Origin of the sequence: Acinetobacter stercoris (genome assembly GCF_900323515.1) — a bacterium.
Taxonomy (GTDB): Bacteria; Pseudomonadota; Gammaproteobacteria; order Pseudomonadales; family Moraxellaceae; genus Acinetobacter; species Acinetobacter stercoris.
This window is the reverse complement of sequence record NZ_OOGT01000042.1, coordinates 1-23,403: the sequence shown is the minus strand read 5'-3', so window position 1 is coordinate 23,403 and position 23,403 is coordinate 1. Positions and strand designations below refer to the sequence as shown.

The window sequence follows — 23,403 nt, the reverse complement described above, 5'->3', positions numbered from 1 at the left end:
TATTTTTAAAAATATCTGGGTATTTATTTGATAAGTAAACTATTTTTAACTTTTTAATTGTGAATATTTAATAATATGTGCAAAAAAAAGAGCAGGAAAATCATATAAAATTCTAATTTTAAAAAATCTATTATTTTTATTTATTTGTTTTTTTTGCATAAAAAAAGCCCTGCATAGTGCAGGGCTTTTTTGAAAAAAACTTAAGCTTCTTTTCCTTCTGCTTTTGGTTTTTCACGTAAACGTAAGCCTAAATCACGGAGCTGATTTGCTTCAACAGGAGCTGGTGCTTGAGTCAATGGGCATTCCGCCGTTTTAGTTTTAGGGAATGCAATCACGTCACGGATTGAAGACGCGCCAGTCATGAGCATTACTAGACGATCAAGACCAAATGCCAAGCCACCATGAGGAGGAGCACCATATTTAAGCGCGTTAAGCAAGAAGCTGAATTTTTCTTCGGCTTCTTCTTCACCAATACCTAATGCTTCAAAAATCGCTTTTTGCATTTCTAAAGTATAAATACGTAGTGAACCACCACCAATTTCAGTACCATTTAATACCATATCGTATGCGACTGAAAGTGCTTGACCAGGGTTATTCTTCACCTCTTCAACGCTTGATTTTGGAAGGGTGAACGGATGATGAACAGAAGTCCATTTACCATCGTCAGTTTCTTCAAACATTGGGAAGTCAACAACCCATAATGGAGCCCATTCTTTGGTTGCAAGTTTCATATCATGACCAATTTTGACACGAAGTGCGCCCATTGCATCATTGACAACTTTTGCTTTGTCAGCACCAAAGAATACGATGTCACCATTTTCAGCACCAACACGTTTTAACAAGTCAAGCACGATTGGTTCAATGAATTTAACGATAGGAGATTGAAGACCTTCGATCCCTTTTTCAAGTTCGTTGACTTTGATATAAGCCAAACCTTTTGCACCGTAGATACCCACGAATTTTGTATATTCATCGATTTGGCTACGAGGAAGTGAGCCAGCTCCTGGTACACGAAGTGCAACAATACGACCTTTAGGGTCTTTTGCAGGACCTGCGAATACTTTGAACTCAACGTCTTGCATTAAATCTGCAACGTCAACAAGTTTTAAAGGAATGCGCATATCTGGTTTATCCGAAGCGTAATCACGCATTGCATCTGCATACGTCATTCGTTCGAATTTGTCGAATTTTACACCAAGAAGGTCGTTAAATAATTTAACAGTCATGCCTTCCATCAAATCCATAATGTCATCATCACTTAAGAATGATGTTTCAATATCGATCTGGGTAAATTCTGGTTGACGATCAGCACGTAAGTCTTCGTCACGGAAACATTTTGCAATTTGGTAGTAACGGTCAATACCACCAACCATTAATAACTGTTTGAATAATTGTGGTGATTGTGGAAGAGCGTAGAAGCTACCATTTGAAACACGACTTGGCACGAGATAGTCACGAGCACCTTCTGGGGTTGCACGAGTCAGAATAGGTGTTTCAACATCCAGGAAGCCATTTTCATCCAAATAGTTACGGATCAATGTTGTAACTTTAGAACGGAAACGTAAACGGTCTAACATTTCTGGACGACGGATGTCCAAGAAACGGTATTTTAAACGTACGTCTTCGGAAACCTGAATATTTTCATCATTCAATGGGAATGGTGGAGTTTCGGAAGAGGCAAGAACTTCGATTTCTTTGCCCAAAACTTCAATTTGACCACTCACCATATTGGCATTTTCTGTGCCTTCATAGCGACGACGAACGCGACCTGTGATTTTTAATACATATTCAGAACGAGCTTTGTCTGCTGTTGCAAATGCTTCTGGTGTATCAGGGTCAATAACCACTTGAACGAGACCATCACGATCACGCATATCAAGGAAGATCACTCCACCATGATCTCGGCGACGGTGCACCCATCCACATAAAGTAACAGTTTGGTCGATTTGGGCTTCAGTTAATGAGCCGCAGTAATGAGTTCGCATCATAGCGCAAAAAATCCAACTATATGGGTTAGAGAAAGCGAATACGTAAACAGCGTACCGCCTTAAAAAAAGTAATGTACGATTATGCCTCTTTGAGCTATGAGTCTCAAGGATTAGATTAAAAAACAGTGCAAATTCAAATCAGATATTAAAGATATGATTTGAAATCTATTTATCAAAGTATGCTCTAGAATTTAAAATCTGGAAAATCAGACATCCAAATGTTAAAAATATCAAAGCTCCTTGAGTGAAATACTTAAAAAAGAATCCAATAACATTATATAAATCATCGTGTTGAGGAATAAATCCAGTGTGTTTTGCAATGAAAACATAAAATGCACAGCCAAAGAAAATGCCAAGTGATAAAAGCACAAGTCCAAACCGAGTTGTTTTTATAGAAGTGGTTTGAGGTGTTTTATGTTTTAAGTAATAGTGATAAATCATCCAGAAAATAAATGGTAGAGCAATGACGGATGAGGTAATTTGTAGAATACGATGCATCGGAAAAGTATATTGGAACAGGGTGACAGGGCGTTGTAAAAAACTATGAAATGCGATGGTTCTAAAGTCTGAGTGAGTTAGACCATCCCAAATAATATGTGTCACGGTTCCTATAATAATAGACAAAATTATCATTATTGAAAATGTGAGGATTTTTTTAAAATTGTAGAGCTTTAGAGTGTCTTGAAGTCCAGCAACTTTATAAATTACAGGTCTATAGAGGCAATACCATAACAAGCAAAATATTATTCCCACAAATAAATCAGGATAAATAATTCCTTTAAACTGGTGGTTTAGGGTAATTTCTGTTCTGCTTAAAATTCGATATAAATCTGGTGTCATGCAACCTATGGCCAGAGCTGCGATTGGTAAACGTTGACCAGAGAGCTTGGCTATGGGAGGAGCAAGAACGGTGTGGGAAAGTGTAAAAGGCATAAAACAAATGGGCAAAAATTTAAATATCTTTTTTGATTTTAAACAGAATAAAGTCGAAGTTATGTAATTGTTTAGATAACAATAAGGTATCTTTATTTCATTTATGTCGCAAAACAGTACTTTTTATAATTTCTTAAGCAGTTAGCATAACTGAGTTCGATAAAGTTTAAGAAATATTTCTCGTCGCAATCATATTTAAAATATTCACTATTCACGTGATATTTTCACCAATTTTTAGTTTTATCTATTTTTCAGATGCAGAAGATAATATTTTTTATGAGTGTGTTGATTTTTTGATAATAATCTTATTGAAATAAATGATTTAATTTTTATTTAAGTGGGAATGTTTTGTTGTTTTCAGTGTAAAAGTTAACTAGATGTAAGTTTTATTTTTTTTTTTTAGTTGATAAATCTGTAATGTTATAATATAACGTCTATAAAATTTGCTGCGGTTCAACTCATGTATATCTCAAAAAGTATTCTAAGTTTATCCATTTTGTCATTTCTACCAGTTTTTGCATTTGCTGATAACCTCGATGAAAGTGTAAAAAAACTCTCTACAATCAAAGTTACAGCACAAGGCGATAATGCTGTTCAGGATGTAGAAAACTCTTTGTCTCGTCAGGATTTATTGCAAGGGGGAACAACGATTGGCGAAGCACTTAAAGACCAGTTAGGAATTTATTCGGATACTTTCGGTTCAGGTGCAAGTCGACCTGTTATACGTGGTCAGGATGGTGCTCGGGCAAAAGTTCTACAAAATGGTGCTGATACCATGGATGTATCAACATTATCTCCAGATCATGCTGTTACAGTTGATCCTCAGCTTGCTGAAAGAGTTGAAGTCATTCGCGGTCCAGAAACCTTGCTTTATGGAGCAGGTTCTGTGGGGGGGCTGATCAATGTGGTTGATAGTAAAATTCCAACCAAAATGCCTGAAAAAGGTTATGAAGGTAAAGTTGGAGTCCGCTATAACACTGGAAATGATGAGACATTGGCGCATGGTGGAGTAACAGTTGGTTTAAATGAGCAAATTGCTTTACGTGTAGAAGGCCTGACGCGTGATGCAAATAATTATATCGTGCCAAATTATAATGTTCTTGATGAACATGATGGTCAATGGAGTAAGCAGCGCCGTGTAGCTGATACTTTCTCCAAATCTGACAATGTTAATGTTGGTTTGTCATGGATTGGAGACAGAGGTTTTGCAGGAGTTTCCTATAGCAATAGACAAGATAAATATGGTCTCCCGGGGCATAGTCATGAATATGAATCATGTCACTTAGATGGTTTGAAACTGCATTGTGAACCGCATGATGATCATGCTTCAGAAACACCACCAGTCGACGATGGACATGGGCATCACCATCATCATGATGAGGAAGAAGACCACCATCATTCAGGACCATGGATAGACTTGAAAACAGAGCGTTATGATTTTCGGTCTGAATTGAATGATCCATTTGCCGGATTTAAAAAATTACGTGTTTCCGCCAGTTATACCGATTATAAACATGATGAAATAGAAGAAGGCGAGGCAATGACGACCTTCAAAAGCAAAGCTTATGATGGTCGGGTAGAGTTGGTGCATAATCCAGTTGCAACTTGGGAAGGCGTGATTGGTGTTGAAGCGAGTCAACAAAAGCTGAATATTTCGGGAGAAGAGGCAACACTTGCTCCGAATAAAACTCAAAAGTGGAGTGCTTTTGCCGCTGAACATAAGCAGTGGAATGATGTATTGTTCCAGTTAGGTGCACGTTTTGATCATCAAAAAGTAGATATCTCTTCAGATCAGAAAGATTTTGATGAGAATGCATTTTCCTATTCTGCTGGTGCAACTTGGTCATTTACTCCAGATTATAAACTTTCATTCGCAGCTTCACATCAAGAACGTTTGCCATTGGCACAGGAGTTGTATTCGGACGGTAAACACTTTGCAACCAATACTTATGAATTGGGGAATGAAAATCTGAGTAAGGAAAAATCAAATAATGTTGAACTTGGTTTGCATTATGATGCTGAAAAATTTAGCTATGGTATAAACCTGTATCACAACTGGTATGATAATTTTATCTATGCCAGAACATTAGATCAGTATAAAGATTTCCGTTTAATTCAATATTCTCAAGACGATGCCCGTTTTTATGGTGCTGAAGCACAAGCAGCTTATCAGATTACGCCAAACTATAAAGTCGGTGTTTTTGGTGACTATGTCCGTGGCAAAATTGATGATGAAAATGCGCCACGTGTACCTGCAGGCCGTTTAGGAACCAAAGTGAATGCGAAATTAGGCGATGCCTGGACGGGTTCTGCTGAATACTATCATGTCTTTAAACAAGACAAATTTGCATCTTATGAGAGAGAGACTCAAGGTTATAATATGCTAAATCTTGGTTTGGCTTATTCGGGACAATATGCTGATGATGTAGCATATAAAGTGTTCTTTAATGCAAATAACTTACTTGATGATAAAGTGTATAACCACACATCATTCCTATCGAATATTCCACAAATTGGACGTAATTTCAGCATTGGTTTAGAAGTTGGATTCTAATATTACAATGATTTTTTCAGATAATTGTATGTTTGGAAACTAAAATCCTCTTGAAAAACCTGTTGATAAAACCTAGCCTAACTACATTAGGTTAGGTTTTTTTTTATGCGAATTTTCCATCGACTTCACGAGAAATTGAACTGGTCAACAGGTCAGTACATTGGACTGGTTTTTGGCGCTTTATTTTTGGGCTATGTTGCCTCAGCGATTTACCAGGTTTATAAACCTCTACCGCAGGGGCTAGATCATACAGGACCGCTTCGTCATGCTGAGGTAAAATTTCTTGCAGATGAAACTTATCTTGATGCCAATGGTCAACAACAGCTAGATCAACATATTTTTGATGCGATGCTAGATATGATCAAAGAAGCAAAAAATACCATCGTTCTGGATATGTTTTTATTTAATGGTGAAGTTGGGGATTCAAAAGTTCAACATCGGGCATTGGCTCAACAGTTGACGACAGCTTTGGTGGAAAAACGTTTATACAATCCGAATATAACGGTGACAGTGATTACTGATCCGATTAATACGGTATATGGTGGAGTAAGTCCTGAAATTTTTTATCAGTTACGTAAGGCTGGTATTGAGGTGATTCCTACGGATTTGAGTAAGCTACGTGCATCTAATCCTGTATGGTCTGGTTTTTGGTATTTATGCTGCCAAGGTATGAGTAATAACCCGGAAAAAGGCTGGTTGAAAAATCCAGTGGGAAATGGAAAAGTAACCTTACGTAGCTACATGGATTTGTTTAATTTTAAAGCCAATCACAGAAAAACTTTGGTTGTGGATACTGACAATGGCTGGAAAGCTTTGGTAACGTCGGCGAACCCGCATGATGGCAGCTCTCGGCATTCTAATATCGGTTTGATAGTAACAGGTCATACAGCAGTTGATATTTTAAATACAGAACAACCCGTTGCCCAGATGTCAGGAGGTGATGCACCTTTTGTCGTAGTGGGGCAGGTAGATGGGCGTACTACAGATCCACAAGTACAAGTTTTGACTGAAGGGGCTATTTATAAGGCAGTGCTAAACCTGATTGATTCTGCAAAATCTGGTGAACAGCTGGATATGGCAATGTTTTATTTGTCCGAGCGTCAAATTATCAAAAGCTTAATCGAAGCCAAAAAACGCGGAGTAAAACTTCGAGTTTTACTTGATCCAAATAAAGACGCTTTTGGACGTCAGAAAAATGGCATCCCAAATCGACAAGTCGCGTCAGAATTACATGATGCTGGTGTGGATATTCGTTGGTGTGATACACATGGCGAGCAATGCCATAGCAAGATCATCATTAAGAGTAATGCAACGCGATCTGAAATGATTTTAGGTTCAGCAAATTTTACAGCACGAAATCTTAAAAATTACAATCTGGAAACCGACCTACGTGTATTAGGGCAGCCTCAACAGCAAGTATTTATTGACGTTGAAAAATATTTTAATACGTCCTGGTCTAATCTGGATGGGCGTCATATCAGTGTCGAATACAGCAAGTATGCAGATGAATCCAAACTGAAATATGGGGTATATCGTTTTATGGAGTGGTCTGGATTATCAACTTTTTAGAATAAAAAGGGCTGAGTCATGCTACTCGTCGGTTAATAAAATTTTATCTGCATCTTTTAAAAAATCTGCCTAACCCCTCTTTAAAAGAGGGGGAGCTGATTCATCTATTTATTTGAGTATAGCATCTACCATCCAGACCAAGTCACCTAAGTGTTCTTCAGGCTTTGGTAATGCCTGTTCATGCTTGAAATAGTTGGAGGGCTGAATAACATTGACTTGGCTAAACCCGGCCTGATTAAAGAAAGCTTGTATTTCTGACGGGTGAGTAAAGTGAAAACTAAAAGCACTTCTAGACATGATTTTCAGTAACTTACTACTGCTCCAGATCACTTTGGCGAGTTTGTTTTTTACAGGCTCGGGATAAATATCCGTGAGATAATGTAATGATTTAAATCCCTTGCCATAAGTTGCAATGGATTGAATTAGCTTTTGTAAAAGGTCTTTACTGAAATAATTAATCAATCCTTCACTGATCACGACTAATGGTCGATTTTCATCAAACTCTTTAAATATCTGCTGGAATTCCTCCGTAAACAAATCAACAGACATCACTTCAGGGCTATTAGGAGCAATCTTGTTGAGAGCCTCCTGCTTTGTAGCAGCCATGTCAGGTAAATCCAGTTCCCGATAAGCTATTTCCGGGAAATGTGTTCTAAACCACCAACCGCGTGGTGAAAGTCCTGCTGCAATTTCTAAGACTTGTAAGTTTGGATATTGTTCTATTAATTTTTTCAGATGATCATCCAGCATGGTATGGCGTTCTTTTAAGGTGGTACGCATACTGCCACCCACATATTTTTCAGCCAGACGTTCAACTGGATCTACAAGTGTTGCTAAAGACTTGCCTTTTTTTGTCGCAAAAACAGGGTGGGAAATGCCCATTTTATACCAGATATAGCCTGTATAATGAGCTGTGAATGATATATGACGGTACTTCGATCGCTGTTTTTTCATGTTGTCCTTAACCGACGTGTTTTTATATTTTCTTTATTTTACCTAAAATTAAAAAGGAACACTGTAGTGTTCCTTATCTTTTAAATTGAATTTTTAAAATCTTCAATGACCTTTTTGACAGTTTTCCATTCATCACCTAAATCCAGCTCTGTTCCAATTTGAATATCAGGAATGTTGCCACGCATACGTTCCAAACGTTCCTGATTTGGTAAAGGATAATCTAGAATACCTTGAAGGGCAGTGCATGCTGATTCACGGTTATTACAAACCAGTCCCATATCACAGCCGGCATCAAGTGCAGCCTGAATACGCGCATCTGCACCACCAGCAACGCAAGCAGCTTGCATGCTTAAATCATCAGAGAAAAGAACGCCATCAAAGCCTAATTTCTGACGAAGAATGTTTTGTAACCAGTATTTTGAAAAACCGGCAGGGTTGGGATCAACATTTTCATAAATAACATGGGCTGGCATGAGGGCATCTAATTGGTCTTTCAGCTGGATAAAGCTTTGCATGTCTTTTTGATAAATTTCATCATAACTACGACTATCGATTGCAGCGGCAACATGTGAGTCTGCTTTTACAGAGCCATGACCAGGGAAATGCTTTCCTGTCGTCGCCATACCAGCACGTTTCATACCTTTTATGAATGATGCTGCTAAGACAACTAAATCATCCAGATTTTTTGAAAACGCGCGATCACCAATCACATCACTGATATCGTTGATATCCAGTACAGGTGCAAAGCTAAAATCAATTCCGACGGCAAGAACTTCTGTTGCCATGAGCCAGCCACATTTCTCAGCCAGATCTATTGCTCGTTCAGGAGAGGTTAAATATAGCTCTCCAAAATTTCCCATCGCCGGGAGCAAGGTAAAGCCTTGTTTTAAACGTTGTACACGACCACCCTCTTGATCCACAGCGATTAAAATATCTGGACGGATTTGACGCATATGATCAGTCAATGCACGTACTTGAGCTGGAGATTCTATATTTCGGGCAAATAAAATCATGCCTCCGACTTGCGGAGATTGTAATAGTTGAATATCTTCATCGTTAAGTTCTGTGCCAGCGATGTCGAGCATCAATGCGCCAATCATAGAGGAACCATCGTTTGTAATTTTAAAAGTCAAACAATACTCGAATTTAGCAATGATTTGCTACATTTTGTTAGTACAGATTATGATAAAACTACACGACATAAACACAAAAAGTTGTTTAAGATTATGAATCTGTTGAATTCAGATTGAAAAACAGCATAGATATTGGGAAAACCTAGGAAGTATTAAGAATTTATGAAACTCCAAACAATCGCTTGCGCCGTTGCTATTGCGACTGGTGGTTTATTTTTTACGCATACCATTAGTCAGGCTATTGCTGCAACAAACTCAACTGCTGTATCCCAATCAATTCGACCGACTCAAGAACAGGCGCTAGTGACGCGTCAATTATCAACATTGATAGACCGCACACATTATTTGAATATGCGTCTGGATGCAAATACATCAGCACGTATTCTGGATATGTACTTTGATAGTTTAGATCCTGAGCATACTTTATTTTTAGCACCTGAAATAGAAACCTATAAAAAACAATATGCTGCAACTTTAGGGGCGGCATTGAAAGCGGGTGATTTGAGCGGTCCATATGCAATCCATGCGCAATACCGTGACCGTTTAAAACAGTTTTATGAGTTTATGCTGGCTGAATTGGAAAAGCCTCAAAATCTTCATCAACCAAATGAATACGTTGATACTGATCGTGAAAAAGCAGCTTTTTTTGCTAATAAACCTGAACAGGAAAATTATTGGCGTAAGATGCTGGTATCACAACTCATCAATTTGACGATTACAAAAGAAGAAGAACAGGCAAAGCAAAAAGCACTAAAAGCTGATCCATCATTGGCAGATGGGCAGGATCTGGCAAGTTCTGAAGATTTAACACCAGTTCAAACACTGACTAAACGTTATACGCGTCAACTAGAGCGTATAGGTCGTGTGAAAAGTGATGATGTTTTAGAGAAAATTTTAAATTCGATGACACTCACTTATGATCCGCATAGTAATTATTTCCCACCTTTAGATGCAATGGAGTTGAATCGTCAAACGACATTACAACTGGAAGGAATCGGCGTGTCCATTCGCCCAGAACGTGGTAATGAGGATTACACCAAAATTGAAACGATTGTAGAAGGTGGGCCAGCAAGCAAGTCTGGCCAGGTTAAATCGGGTGATCGTATTGTTGCTGTTGCACAAGATGGCGAGAAAATGGTGGATGTGATCGGCTGGTCAAGTCAGGAGATCGTAGGGCTTATTCGTGGGAAGCGTGGTACCAAAGTTACTATTAAACTTTTAGGATCTGGCGCTTCGATGAGTCAGGCGCGTACCGTGACCTTGACTCGTGATGTGATTCAGGAAGAAGATGCGGGTGTCCGTACACGTACAGTTGAAGTTACACGTGATGGTAAAAAGCATCTATTCGGGGTGCTAGAAATACCGTCATTCTATTTAAACTATCGCGCGCGTCGTGCAGGAACAGAGTACCGTTCTGTTGCAGAAGATACTGGCAAGGCACTGAAAGAACTGTCAGCAAAAAATGTTGAAGGGATTATTGTTGACTTGCGTAATAACCCTGGTGGTTCATTAGAAGAAGTTGCCAAAATGATCGGACAGGTGATCAAGTCTGGCCCGGTGGTGCAGATTCGTGATGGCAATGGTAATGTCAATGTTTTCGAAGACACTGACAATGGTGCACAGCTTTATGCAGGTCCAATGGCGGTACTGGTAAATCTGGCTTCTGCTTCGGCAAGTGAGATTTACTCAGCGGCAATTCAGGATTATGGTCGTGGAATCGTGATTGGCAGTACCACAACAGGTAAAGGTACGGCACAAGTTCAACTCGACAGTCTGGCTTATGGTCAGGCAACACTGACGCAGCGTAAGTTCTACCGTATCACGGGTGGTAGTACCCAGAATAAAGGGGTTATTCCAGATATCAAGCTGGTTGACATCTATGATGAAGAATTTGGAGAACGTAAAGCCAAGAATGCTTTAAAATGGGATACCATCCCTACTGCGCCATTCAAACGAGAAGGTATTGTGCAACCTTATGTCGAGCAACTTGATCAGTTATCAGCGGCAAGAGTTAAATTAGATCCACAATTTAAATACCTTGAAGAGCGTAAAGCGATTACACAGAAGACCAAAGATGAAAAGAAAATTGTTCTGGATATCGATAAACGTAAGGCAGAATTAAACGCTCTGGAGCAGCGAACTTTAGATGCTGAAAATCAGCGCCGTAAAGCGACCAATCAGAAACCATATGCAAACTGGGAAAGTTATCAGGCCTCTCTGGATGGTTTGGCAGAAGCGCGAGCAAAAATGAAAGCAAACCAAAGACCTCCATTACCTGAGGAAGAGGCATTTGTAAATGAAGCAGCAAATGTTTTAATGGATTACTCAAAAATTGCTAAATAATATTTTAAGTTATGGTTAAAAAGCATATTTCGATATGCTTTTTTTTATTTATTTATAATGAAAAAACTTGACCTTAAAATAGATAATGTTATTTTAAAATAAGTTTAATATTTTACTTTTTTATGAAATAAAACGATCTTTTTTGCAATTATTTGTTTATTTCGGGGCTTTACTTTGAAGATATTGGATATGCTTTATGATCCATATGAGTTACGATTGGAGCCTTGTTTTAGGGTCGGCATTACTGGCGATAGTGATATGTTTTTGTGCGATCTCTTTACATCAATTAATTTTAAAACAAATTAATCTAATATCTGGAAAAATAATTTTATTTTTTACAGGCTTGATTTTTGGTTTTGCGATCTGGGCTATGCACTTTGTGGGAGTGTTAGCTTGTAAATTTCCAGAATATTATTATTTTGATAAAGCATTAACCATATACTCTTATATTATAGCGGCGGTCGCCTGTATTTTTGCAATGTGGCTAACAAGCCGTTCCAATTTACCTTATGCCAGATTAATTTTAGGCGCAATTGTAATGGGTATTGCCATATCTGGCATGCATTATGTGGGAATGGCAGGCCTGAGAATGCCTGGCTATTATATTTATTATGACCCACTCATTTTTGTTTTTTCCGTATTAATCGCTGTGTGTGGTTCTGGTCTAGCTTTCTGGCTCGCATTTAAGCTTAGAGGTCAGTTTAAATATTATTTATTATATAAATTCTCTATTTCCGTGATGTTGGCATTGAGTATTATTGGAATGCATTATGCTGCAATGGCTGGAACGCATTTCTATAAACTCAATGAACCCGCTGATCAAATATTTTCATATCAAGGAGGGCAGGGATTATTAATATTCACTATTATATTTGTGATAAGTTTGGTTTTAATGGGGATATTTTTTGTTGCAGTTCTCGAAATTAGATTGGAAGAAAGAAACAAACAATTAATGATGGCAAATAAGGAATTACAAAGTCTAGCCATGCAGGATAACTTAACCAAGCTACCTAACCGTTTATTTTTAATAGATTATACAGATTACCTGTTTTCTTCATCACTATTAAAAGAGCAATTGACTGGACTGATTTATCTGGATATTGATCGTTTAAAATCAATAAATGATGCTTTTGGGCATCATGTTGGTGATGAATTGTTGTTGAAGTTTTCAAGTCGCATTTACAGGATTTTAAATGAACGGCAAAAACTAATTCGTTTAGGTGGAGATGAGTTTTTATTAATTGTTGAAAATACAACACATGATGAAATGGAATATGTTGCAACACAGATTTTAAACAAGATTAATCATAGTTTTAAAATTAACGATAAAGAGATCAATATTACTGTCAGTATGGGAGTTGTATTTTATCCTGAGCATGGTAAAAATTTACAGGATTTACTTATCAATGCTGATACCGCAATGCAAATTTCTAAAGAACAGGGACGTAATACTTATTCTGTTTTTAACTATTCTACAGATCAGCAGTTTGCTTCAAAAAACAAATTAAAATTGGTTAATGATTTATATAAGGCTGTTGAAGAACAGCAGTTTATTTTATTTTACCAACCTAAATTTAATGTTGAGTATGCCGTTTGTGGTGTTGAAGCCTTAATCCGATGGAAACATCCTACATTGGGGTTACTTGCTCCATGCATGTTTATTGAGGGGGCGGAACAGACAGGCTTGATTATCCGAATGGGGTATTGGGCTTTAGAAGAAGCTTGTAAACAAATTCAGATATGGAACAAGAATGGATTAAATTTTGCTCCAGTTTCAGTTAATTTGTCAGTTGTTCAGTTTGAACATAAAAACTTGATCGATACATTACAAGAGTTAATCGTGCAATACGATATCAAAGCAGGGCAGCTTAAAATAGAGATCACGGAATCTACAGCAATGCATCATATTGGAACCAGTATTAGAACTTTTGAAAAATTACGTGAAATAGGCGTGGGGCTCGCGATCGATGACTTTGGTACAGGGCATTCGAGTTTTTTATATTTAAAAGATTTACCTGTTGATGAACTCAAGATTGATAAAGAATTTATTTGTGGTCTATCAGTGGGTTCGAAAGAAGAAATTATTTTAGAGAGTATTATCCGTTTGGCGAATAGATTAGGATTAACGATCACTGCCGAGGGTGTCGAAACACCCAAACAAGCTGAAATTTTAAAACGTTTGGGCTGCCAGCAGTTTCAGGGCTATTTGTTTTCCATGCCAGTACCTGTAGAGCGTTTGGAGGAAAACTATAAGCATCAGGTTTCAAATGAGAAGCATTGATTTATTCCAATTGTTCAATATTAATAATGATTAGTAATATCTATGTAACATTTGACATTTCTGTATAGTGGATTTAACGAAAAATAATGGCGTTTAGGTTAAAAACCTATACAATAATGCAATCCATTTAAGCTAAAAATGTCACAAGAGCTTTCTTATGTTGAGCATAATCAAAAGTCGTCCAATTTAAAGTCACCAAAATCTGTTTCCCAGTAAAAACGGCTATTGTATCCAGTGCATAGACTGTACTTTTTTGTACGGAAAAATTACGTTCATTTAATGATAAGGTTGTATTTTTTGAGGTAAATTTATCTTGAAAATGCGACAAAATTGAGTGCAATGATTTCACATTTATATTATTGATTGATCTGATACAATAGCGCCAATTTTTAGTTTTGATCGTATTTTCGATCTTGTTACTGCAAATCAGGCAGTATGGTGTCTTTTATGAGTTTTAAAGATGAATTAGCGGCAGAAGTAGCTCAGCGTAGAACTTTTGCGATTATTTCCCACCCCGATGCTGGTAAAACGACGATGACAGAAAAACTGTTGTTGTGGGGTAAGGCGATTCAGGTTGCAGGTATGGTAAAAAGCCGCAAGTCTGATCGTGCAGCAACATCCGACTGGATGGAAATGGAAAAAGAGCGTGGAATTTCGATTACAACATCTGTGATGCAATTTCCTTATAAAAATCATGTAATAAACTTACTCGACACACCTGGACATGAAGACTTCTCAGAAGATACTTATCGTACCTTGACAGCAGTTGACTCAGCTTTAATGGTTATTGATGGTGCGAAAGGTGTCGAAGAGCGAACCATCAAGCTTATGGAAGTGTGTCGTATGCGCGATACTCCGATCATTTCATTTGTGAACAAGCTTGACCGTGAAATTCGCGAACCATTAGAACTCCTTGATGAAATTGAAAATGTCTTGAATATTCGCTGTGTACCTATCACATGGCCTCTAGGGATGGGACGTGATTTCGCAGGTGTATATAATATTTTAGAAGACAAACTTTATATTTATAAAGCAGGTTTCGGATCAACTATTACTGATATTGAAGTTCGTGATGGCTATGATTATCCGGATATTCGTGAAAAAGTAGGTGACTTGGCTTTTGCTTCTTTTGAAGAGTCATTAGAACTTGTACAAATGGCGAATGAACCATTAGACCGTGAATTGTTTTTGCAAGGAAAACAAACACCTGTTCTTTTTGGTACGGCTCTCGGTAATTTTGCAGTTGATCATGTCCTAAATACTTTTATTGAGTGGGCGCCTGAACCAAAGGCACATCCAGCTCAGGAACGTATGGTAGAGTCGACTGAAGAAGGGTTCACTGGCTTTGTTTTCAAGATTCAGGCAAATATGGATCCTAAGCACCGTGACCGTGTTGCCTTTATGCGTATTTGCTCAGGTAAATATGAAAAAGGTTTGAAGATGAATCATGTGCGTATTGGTAAAGATGTACGTATCAGCGATGCATTAACTTTCCTTGCAGGTGAACGTGAACATTTAGAAGAAGCGTGGCCAGGGGATATCATTGGTTTACATAACCACGGTACGATTCAGATCGGTGATACCTTCACTTCTGGAGAAAATCTTCATTTTACAGGTATTCCACACTTTGCCCCTGAAATGTTCCGTCGTGTTCGTTTGAAAGATCCTTTAAAATCCAAACAATTACAGAAAGGCTTGAAAGAGCTGTCAGAAGAGGGTGCAACTCAGGTATTTATGCCACAGATCAGTAATGATCTGATTGTCGGAGCTGTAGGGGTACTTCAGTTTGACGTGGTTGCATACCGTTTGAAAGAAGAATACAAAGTCGACTGTATTTATGAACCTGTGAGTATTAACACGGTACGCTGGATTTATTGTGATGATGAAAAAACCTTAAATGACTTTAAGAAAAAAGCTCATGATCAGTTGTCTGTTGATGGGGGTGGGCATTTAACTTATCTCGCACCGAGTCGTGTGAACTTACAGCTGATGCAGGAACGTTGGCCTGACATCGAGTTCCGTAATACACGTGAACATTGATTTGACCAGGCTCTATAAATAAGATGTAAAGTGGCTTCCTCGAGAAGCCATTTTTATAACAGAATAACGTTTGTTTGAGATAAAGGTATTGTCATGCGAAATAATAAAATCAAAATGGGTATCATTATGTGTGGCATTTGGGCTTTAAGCGCATGTGATCAAAAAACACAATCACCAGTTGATCAAACGACTCAGGCTAAAACTCAACAATCGGCAGAAGTGCTTCCTTATCTGAATATTCAGGAAAATAAAGCCCAATACGCGTTGCCTTTTTGTGAAAAGAAAAACTGCATAGACATTGATATCCAAACGATCAATACACAAGATCAATGGATAAATGACTGGGTAAGTAAAAATCAGGCAAATGTTATTCAAAACCAGATTAATTTAAAACAAAATTTAAGCTTGCAAGAAGCGATTAATGCCTATGTTAAAAAGTCAGATGAATGGCAAAAGTTGTTTAATAAAAATAAGCCTTATGAGCTGGCTTTGACGACAAAAGTGGTTTCAGCACGAAATCAGTTTGTACTTCTCCAGATTTCAGTTAACTCCAAGCAAGAAGATGTTACTGTAAAAGATCGGCAATATTTTTTTGTTGCAGATCGAAGGTTAAAGAAAGGTTTAGGTATATTGGACGTGATTCAAACAGATAAACAAACTCAAATGAATGAAATTATTCAGGAAAACTATAAAAAATGGCTTAAAGAGCAAAGTGCTGAATCTAGAAAAAATGCACCTAAAAAACTGTTTTGGGGACAAGCAGAGTGGTTTTTTGATACCGAGGGTGTGGGTTTGCATTTTAGACCCAATGATATTGTAAAAGATGGAACCCAATTGGATATTTATTTGAGCAAAGCTGAAACACTGCGTGTTTTAAAGCCAGAAATTTTCCAAAAAATGTTTTAACGACAAAATGATACAAAACAAGATTGTTCATTTAAGATTAGAAGAATAAGCTTTCAATAGTGAAGAATATCGTTAAATTTTGACTTAGGTTTGCATGATGTTAAATAGCAAAACAACACTCGCATTTTCAGTTTTAGTCGCTGCTATGACTTTGAGCGCTTGCCAGCCCAAAGACAGTCATAAAAAAGAACAAACAACCTCGGAAGCAAGTGCTTCAGAACCACTGGTGACAGTTTTAGAATTAAAAGGAAATCTTGAAGAATTAACTTTAAAGATGCCGGAATGCGATGGGAAAAATTGTTCTGAGTTTTCAGTAGAGCGTTTGCAAACCAATTATAACTTTGTAAATGATGTGATTGATAAAGCTATTTTGAAAGATCTGGATCAGATTTTAAGTATTTCAGAGCAATTGAAAAAAGAAGAAGCTAAAAAAGCAGATTCAAATAAAAGTGCTGTTGAGAAACAGCTTACAGCAAGTTCTGCTGTAGCTGAAAATGCGCCTGCAACTGCGGCACAACAGTTGGCAACCCAGGTTCAACCCTATCTGGACAATTTCCTGAATCTGGATAAAGAGTTAAAAACACTGGGTGCAAATCATAAGATTTCACTAAGTATCAGTCCGAAAATTTTGAATTCCCAAGGGCCGTTGGTGACGGTTGTTCTAAATAGCAGTAGTTATTTAGGAGGAGCACATGGTTCAACTTCTCAGCAGTACTTCAACTTTGATTTGAAAAAAGAGAAACAGGTTGAGCTAAAAGATATTGTTGCACCGAATCAACAGGCTGCGCTTGAAAATAGAGCGCATGAAGCATTCAAGATATGGGTCACAGATTCTAAACTTGCAGATAATGTTGAGCAGTATGAGCAGGCGTGGAAGTTTAAATTATCTAATAATTTCTATTTAGGTCAGCAAGGGCTGATATTGCAGTATGCTGAATATGAAATCGGACCTTATGTTGTTGGTCTACCAAGACTGGTCATTCCATATGAACAATTACAAACGATTTTAAAGAAAGAATATTTGCCAGAAGTAAAGGCTGATGAAGCAAAAGCCGTTGCGTCTATAGATAAGCCAAAATCCTGATGAATAACTATCGACTGTTTGATACACATACTCATTTTGATGTTCCCGAGTTTGATCATGACCGGGAACTGCTTGCACATCAGGCAAAAGCAGTTGGAGTAGAATGTCTGGTCTTAATTGGTTTTTTGCATTCCAGATTTCAGGATCTGATTCGGACTCAACATTTTATTAATCAACTTGATCAGGCACCGAAAAGTTATCTCGCTCCAGGTTTACATCCTTTTTATATCGAGCAGCATAAAAAAGAATATTTACAAGATTTAGAGAGTATTTTAAGTAGGGAAGATTGTGTCGCGGTAGGAGAAATTGGTTTAGATACTTTCTTGAAAGAGCATAAACAGCCAGAAATATTTAAAAAACAAAAGGAGTTTTTTGCTGCTCAAATTGAATTGGCACAGCAGTTTGATAAGCCAATTTTATTGCATATCCGAAAATCACATGCAGATGTCCTTACGGTATTAAAACAGCATAAATATCAATATGGCGGAATCGCACATGCCTTTAGCGGGGGAATAGAAGAGGCTAAAGCTTTTGTAAAGCTTGGCTTTAAAATAGGTGTTACGGGTCAAATCACAAATCCAAATGCTAAAAAATTGCATCAGGTGGTGCAGGCATTGGGAAGTGAACATTTAGTTCTGGAAACGGACTGTCCAGATATGACACCGCTTTGTTGTCAAAGTTCACATGAACACCGCACTCGAAATACACCTGCGAATTTACCTTATGTACTTGATGGTTTAGCTGAAAGCTTACAGCTGTCTAAAGAAAAACTGGCTTTACAATTGTGGAAAAACTCACTTCAGGCACTACACTTATCAAGTTAAATTTAATATTTGAAATATTAACCAATCAATAACAATCCAAGCCTAAAATTGGCATACATTAGAATAAGTACTTCAAAACAGCCCAATAATAACCCAATGCCAAGCCGGAGGATAAACCTATGGCAAAGTACAGTAATATCAATAGTTTTAATGCATTGAAATCTCTAAAAGTAGGTCAGGATGACTACCAGATTTTTAGTTTAAAGACAGCTCAGGACAGGCTCGGTGATCTCTCCAAACTCCCTAAATCTTTAAAAGTATTACTTGAAAATTTACTTAGATTTGAAGATGAAAAAACGGTAAAAAAAGAAGATATTGAAGCGCTCGTTGCATGGCAGAAAACCAAAAAATCTGATCATGAAATCCAGTATCGTCCTGCACGTGTACTGATGCAGGATTTTACTGGTGTACCTGCTGTTGTTGACTTGGCGGCAATGCGTGCTGCAGTCAAACAAGCTGGGAGTGATCCAGAACAAATTAATCCACTTTCTAAAGTAGATCTGGTGATTGATCACTCGGTAATGGTGGATTTTTTTGGAACAGATAAAGCTTTTGAAGAAAATGTCGATATTGAGATGCAACGTAATGGAGAGCGTTATCAGTTCCTTCGTTGGGGACAATCTGCATTTAATAGTTTTAGTGTAGTACCACCGGGAACAGGAATTTGTCATCAAGTGAATCTGGAGTATCTTGCTCAAGCTGTATGGCTGGGTGAAAGTGATGGGCAAAAATTTGCATTTCCCGATACTTTAGTGGGGACAGACTCACATACCACGATGATTAACGGTTTAGGGGTACTGGGATGGGGCGTTGGCGGTATCGAAGCCGAAGCTGCCATGTTAGGACAACCTATTTCCATGCTTATTCCAGAGGTGATTGGATTTAAACTGACTGGAAAATTGCGAGAAGGAATTACCGCGACTGATCTGGTTTTAACCATTACCCAAATGTTACGCAAAAAAGGCGTGGTTGGTAAATTTGTTGAATTCTATGGTGATGGTCTGGCTGATTTGCCATTGGCCGATCGTGCCACAATTGCCAATATGGCACCTGAGTATGGTGCAACTTGTGGTTTCTTTCCAATAGACGATGTAACGCTTGGTTATTTACGTCTAACAGGTCGTAACGATGACCGTATTGCTTTGGTCGAAGCCTATTGCAAAGAACAAGGTTTGTGGCGTAATGCAGGTGATGAACCTGTATTTACCGATACATTATCTTTAGATATGGGAACAGTTGAGGCAAGTGTTGCTGGACCAAAACGTCCTCAGGATCGTGTTGTGTTGCAGGATATTCCAAGTACATTCCGCTCATTGATGGAGCTGGATTTGAAACCAGCAAAAGTTGAGCAGGAACGATTGATCAGTGAGGGGGGGGCTGGTGCTGCTATAGATGCGAAGCAGTCTGCATTACAAAATGACGATCCGCATTGTGTGATTGATGGCAAGCGTTATCCTTTGGTACATGGTGATGTCGTTATTTCCGCCATTACTTCCTGTACTAATACTTCGAACCCAAGTGTAATGCTGGCAGCAGGTTTGTTGGCGAAAAAGGCGGTTGAAAAAGGTCTACAGCGTAAGCCTTGGGTGAAAAGTTCACTTGCACCAGGTTCCAAAGTGGTCACTGATTATCTGAATGCATCGGGCTTAATGCCATATTTAGATCAATTGGGTTATAACCTTGTAGGCTATGGTTGTACAACTTGTATTGGTAATTCAGGTCCACTTCCAAAACCGATTGAAGATGCTATTCAGTGCTATGATTTGAATGTTGCATCAGTACTTTCGGGGAACCGTAACTTTGAAGGCCGTGTTCATCCGCTTGTCAAAACCAACTGGCTTGCTTCTCCTCCTTTAGTTATTGCATTTGGTCTGGTTGGTTCAATTCGAAATGACATCACCAAAGAACCTTTAGGGGTAGATCAAAATGGTCAGGATATTTATCTAAAAGATATTTGGCCGACACAAGCTGAAATTGATGAAGTCTTGCAGAAAGTGAATACAGATATGTTCCACAAAGAATATGCTGCTGTATTTGATGGTGATGAAAGCTGGCAGGCGATTCAAATTCCTCAGAGTAAAACCTATGAATGGGATGAAAAGTCGACATATATCCGTCACCCACCATTTTTTGAAGGGATTGATAAACCAGCAAAGCCAATTCAAGACATTGAAAATGCTCGAATCCTTGCAGTCTTGGGAGACTCTGTAACCACCGATCATATTTCACCTGCGGGGAATATTAAAAAAGATAGCCCAGCAGGGCGTTACTTACAAGAACAGGGTGTGGATCAGAAAGACTTCAACTCTTATGGTTCACGTCGCGGCAATCACGAAGTGATGATGCGTGGTACTTTCGCCAACATCCGTATTAAGAACGAAATGCTGGGTGGTGAAGAAGGTGGCAATACCATTTATGTTCCAAGTGGTGAAAAAATGGCAATTTATGATGCTGCGATGAAATATCAGCAAGATGCTACTCCGCTGGTCGTGGTTGCTGGTAAAGAGTATGGAACAGGTTCATCTCGTGACTGGGCGGCAAAAGGAACTAATTTATTAGGTGTTAAAGCGGTTATAGCAGAGAGCTTTGAGCGTATTCACCGTTCCAATCTGGTTGGAATGGGAGTATTACCTTTGCAATTTGTGGATGGGCAGACACGTCAAACCCTTAGATTGACAGGGCAAGAACAGCTTTCTATTCATGGGCTATCTGATGATATTGAACCACATGCAACATTGGATATTGAAGTGAAACGGGCAGATGGTTCAACTGAAAGCTTCAAGGTACTTTGCCGTATTGATACTCTAAATGAAGTGGAATATTTCAAAGCTGGTGGTATTTTACATTATGTATTGCGTAATCTGATTGCTGCTTAATATTTAAAAGTTATCCTAAAAGCCCTACTGTATGTGGGGCTTTTTTATGTTTAAATAGATTTTAAAGAAAAGTAATAAAAATGATTAAGGCAAGATTATGCATAGAACTTTAATGTTGATTATGATTTTTTTCCCTATAGGGACTTTTGCTCAACCAGTCGAAATAAGTTTTAAAAAGCAAAAATTAGCAGATGGGCAAATTGCACAGCTGTGTCAGAAGCTACCAGAAGAATGCTTGAACAAGCGGGATTGGAATTGGTATAAAAGCCAAGAGCAAAACAATTATTATTTGATTTCTAAACTAAAATTGTATCAATTTGATCAAAATCTTAAGCAACTAAACGCCTGGAATTTTAGTAATTATCCACAAACTCAAGTCGCACGCTGGTCTGTTGATGCCGAAAGCCTTGATCAAGAAAAAGTATATATTTTTCCAAAATTATTTCCTATTAATGAGCATGATTATTCGGTTGCAATTATTCAAGAGTGGTCTGAAACTTACTCTGGTGGAGGGTTGCTTGAAGAGGTTGCAGATTTTATTCAAATCAAAGAAAGGGGAGATTACCAGAAAGTTTTTTTTAATATCCCATTTTCATTGAACCGAATGATTCGGGCATGTTTCTCGGAAGAAGATTATAAAAGGGCAGGAGGACAATGCCATGACGAATATGCACTGACTTCATGGATTGAATATGTTAAACCGATGAATTGGAAAGTTAAATATAAATATCAAACACATATTTCAAAAGCATCTGATTCAAATCAAAAAACAGGCAATTTTATTAAAACTTATCTTCTCAATGAGAAAAACAATACGGTTAAATTGCCAGAGAGCTGGAGTGACGAATAATGATTAATTTACACAGGTAAATTTGTTAAAATAGTCCAGATTTTTTGATATTTGAAATAAGCAATGACTAATCTCCAACATGATGAATATGACCGCCGTTTTGCTGGTGTAGCTAAAATTTATGGAGAAGACAATTTTCAATACTTTGAACAAAGTCATGTGATGGTAATTGGCATTGGTGGTGTAGGTTCCTGGGCTGTAGAAGCATTAGCACGTACAGGGATAGGTGAGCTTACTCTGGTCGATATGGATTCTATTGCAGCCTCAAATATCAATCGCCAACTTCCTGCGATGACCTCAACTTTGGGTTATGAAAAGATAGAGGTGATGGCAGAGCGTTGTCGTTTGATCAATCCACGTATCAAAATCAACCTGATAGATGAATACCTAAGCCCTGAAAACGTTAAGGATATCTTGGTAAAAGTACCAGATGTTGTTCTGGATTGTATTGACGATGTTAAAGCCAAATTAGCCTTGATGTTGCATTGCCGTTTCAATAAGATCCCCTTGATTGTCTCAGGTGGAGCGGGTGGAAAACTTGATCCCTTAAAAATCCGTGTTGCTGATTTATCAAAGACAGAACAAGACCCAATGTTAGCAAAACTTCGCGCTCAGTTACGTTCAAAGGGGATTTGCAAAAAGCCGAAAGAGAAGTTTGGTATCACATGTATTTATTCCATTGATAACCCTTTTTCAAATGCAGATGTATGTGCAAGTGCTGGTCTGCGTTGTGGAGGATATGGCTCTGCTGTTGTTGTGACTTCTAGTTTTGCAATGGTTGCTGTTGCAGAAGTTGTGAAGAAACTGGAACAAAAGAAAGCGAAGCCTTAAACTTCGTTTTCTTTATTTTTAATCATATAAATAAAGAGTATCTGGTTGTGTCACAGGATGAGGAAATACTAACCGCTTTTCAATAAAATTATCATAGCAATTCAAAAACCACATCGTAAAAATAGCCAAGATAAAAATACAGATTTTTTTTCCTATACTCACCTGAATATTCCTCTATTTTCAGTATTTAGATATAGTCTAGCTTTTAGTTTTAATCTAATCTAATATGAAAAATAG

The 23,403-nt window shown here is 38.0% G+C and carries 16 protein-coding genes; 11 read left to right on the top strand and 5 right to left on the bottom strand.

Features of this window, described 5'->3' with window-relative positions; all coding sequences use genetic code 11:
- Positions 1-200 precede the first annotated feature (200 nt).
- Positions 201-1,988: an aspartate--tRNA ligase gene (gene aspS, locus KPC_RS06615; RefSeq protein WP_121973617.1), complete on the bottom strand. Its 1,788-nt coding sequence runs from the start codon at positions 1,986-1,988 to the stop codon at positions 201-203.
- A gap of 165 nt (positions 1,989-2,153) precedes the next feature.
- A complete protein-coding gene (locus tag KPC_RS06610) occupies positions 2,154-2,921 on the bottom strand; it encodes a DUF4184 family protein (RefSeq protein WP_121973616.1) in 768 nt (255 codons plus the stop codon).
- A 460-nt stretch (positions 2,922-3,381) separates the two neighbouring features.
- Between KPC_RS06610 and znuD the strand changes: the two genes are divergently transcribed.
- Complete coding sequence (gene znuD, locus KPC_RS06605) at positions 3,382-5,475, top strand: zinc piracy TonB-dependent receptor ZnuD (RefSeq protein WP_121973615.1); 2,094 nt, start codon at positions 3,382-3,384, stop codon at positions 5,473-5,475.
- Between the two features lie 105 nt (positions 5,476-5,580).
- Positions 5,581-7,044: a phospholipase D family protein gene (locus KPC_RS06600; RefSeq protein WP_121973614.1), complete on the top strand. Its 1,464-nt coding sequence runs from the start codon at positions 5,581-5,583 to the stop codon at positions 7,042-7,044.
- A 108-nt stretch (positions 7,045-7,152) separates the two neighbouring features.
- Here the strand turns inward: KPC_RS06600 and KPC_RS06595 are convergent, their stop codons facing one another.
- Positions 7,153-7,998, bottom strand: coding sequence for a class I SAM-dependent methyltransferase (locus KPC_RS06595; protein ID WP_121973613.1), 846 nt, complete (start codon positions 7,996-7,998; stop codon positions 7,153-7,155).
- 80 nt (positions 7,999-8,078) lie between these two features.
- Positions 8,079-9,098 (bottom strand): beta-N-acetylhexosaminidase, encoded by a 1,020-nt coding sequence (nagZ, locus tag KPC_RS06590; protein ID WP_121973612.1) that lies wholly within the window; start codon positions 9,096-9,098, stop codon positions 8,079-8,081.
- 195 nt (positions 9,099-9,293) lie between these two features.
- Here nagZ and KPC_RS06585 point away from each other — a divergent pair, with 195 nt between their 5' ends.
- On the top strand, positions 9,294-11,474 hold the full coding sequence (locus KPC_RS06585) for a carboxy terminal-processing peptidase (protein WP_121973611.1): 2,181 nt from the start codon (positions 9,294-9,296) through the stop codon (positions 11,472-11,474).
- A gap of 196 nt (positions 11,475-11,670) precedes the next feature.
- On the top strand, positions 11,671-13,755 hold the full coding sequence (locus KPC_RS06580) for a bifunctional diguanylate cyclase/phosphodiesterase (RefSeq protein ID WP_121973610.1): 2,085 nt from the start codon (positions 11,671-11,673) through the stop codon (positions 13,753-13,755).
- 127 nt (positions 13,756-13,882) lie between these two features.
- Here KPC_RS06580 and KPC_RS06575 read toward each other — a convergent pair whose 3' ends face one another.
- Positions 13,883-14,083: a hypothetical protein gene (locus tag KPC_RS06575; RefSeq protein WP_146196627.1), complete on the bottom strand. Its 201-nt coding sequence runs from the start codon at positions 14,081-14,083 to the stop codon at positions 13,883-13,885.
- Positions 14,084-14,202: 119 nt separating this feature from the next.
- Between KPC_RS06575 and KPC_RS06570 the strand changes: the two genes are divergently transcribed.
- The 7 genes from KPC_RS06570 to KPC_RS06540 all read left to right on the top strand — a co-directional run bounded on the left by KPC_RS06570 (position 14,203) and on the right by KPC_RS06540 (position 23,166).
- On the top strand, positions 14,203-15,795 hold the full coding sequence (locus KPC_RS06570) for a peptide chain release factor 3 (RefSeq protein WP_121973608.1): 1,593 nt from the start codon (positions 14,203-14,205) through the stop codon (positions 15,793-15,795).
- A 93-nt stretch (positions 15,796-15,888) separates the two neighbouring features.
- A complete protein-coding gene (locus KPC_RS06565; protein WP_121973607.1) occupies positions 15,889-16,701 on the top strand; it encodes a hypothetical protein in 813 nt (270 codons plus the stop codon).
- A gap of 97 nt (positions 16,702-16,798) precedes the next feature.
- Entirely contained in the window at positions 16,799-17,785 is a 987-nt protein-coding gene (locus KPC_RS06560) for an RsiV family protein (RefSeq protein WP_121973606.1), read from the top strand.
- Positions 17,785-18,609, top strand: coding sequence for a TatD family hydrolase (locus KPC_RS06555; RefSeq protein WP_121973605.1), 825 nt, complete (start codon positions 17,785-17,787; stop codon positions 18,607-18,609). The genes KPC_RS06560 and KPC_RS06555 overlap by 1 nt, the downstream gene beginning before the upstream one ends.
- Positions 18,610-18,728: 119 nt before the next feature.
- Complete coding sequence (gene acnA / locus KPC_RS06550; RefSeq protein WP_121973604.1) at positions 18,729-21,485, top strand: aconitate hydratase AcnA; 2,757 nt, start codon at positions 18,729-18,731, stop codon at positions 21,483-21,485.
- 97 nt (positions 21,486-21,582) lie between these two features.
- The gene (locus KPC_RS06545; RefSeq protein ID WP_146196626.1) at positions 21,583-22,335 is read left to right on the top strand and encodes a hypothetical protein; all 753 of its coding nucleotides are present in this window, start codon (positions 21,583-21,585) and stop codon (positions 22,333-22,335) included.
- A 63-nt stretch (positions 22,336-22,398) separates the two neighbouring features.
- On the top strand, positions 22,399-23,166 hold the full coding sequence (locus tag KPC_RS06540; RefSeq protein ID WP_121973602.1) for a tRNA threonylcarbamoyladenosine dehydratase: 768 nt from the start codon (positions 22,399-22,401) through the stop codon (positions 23,164-23,166).
- Positions 23,167-23,403: the final 237 nt, after the last annotated feature.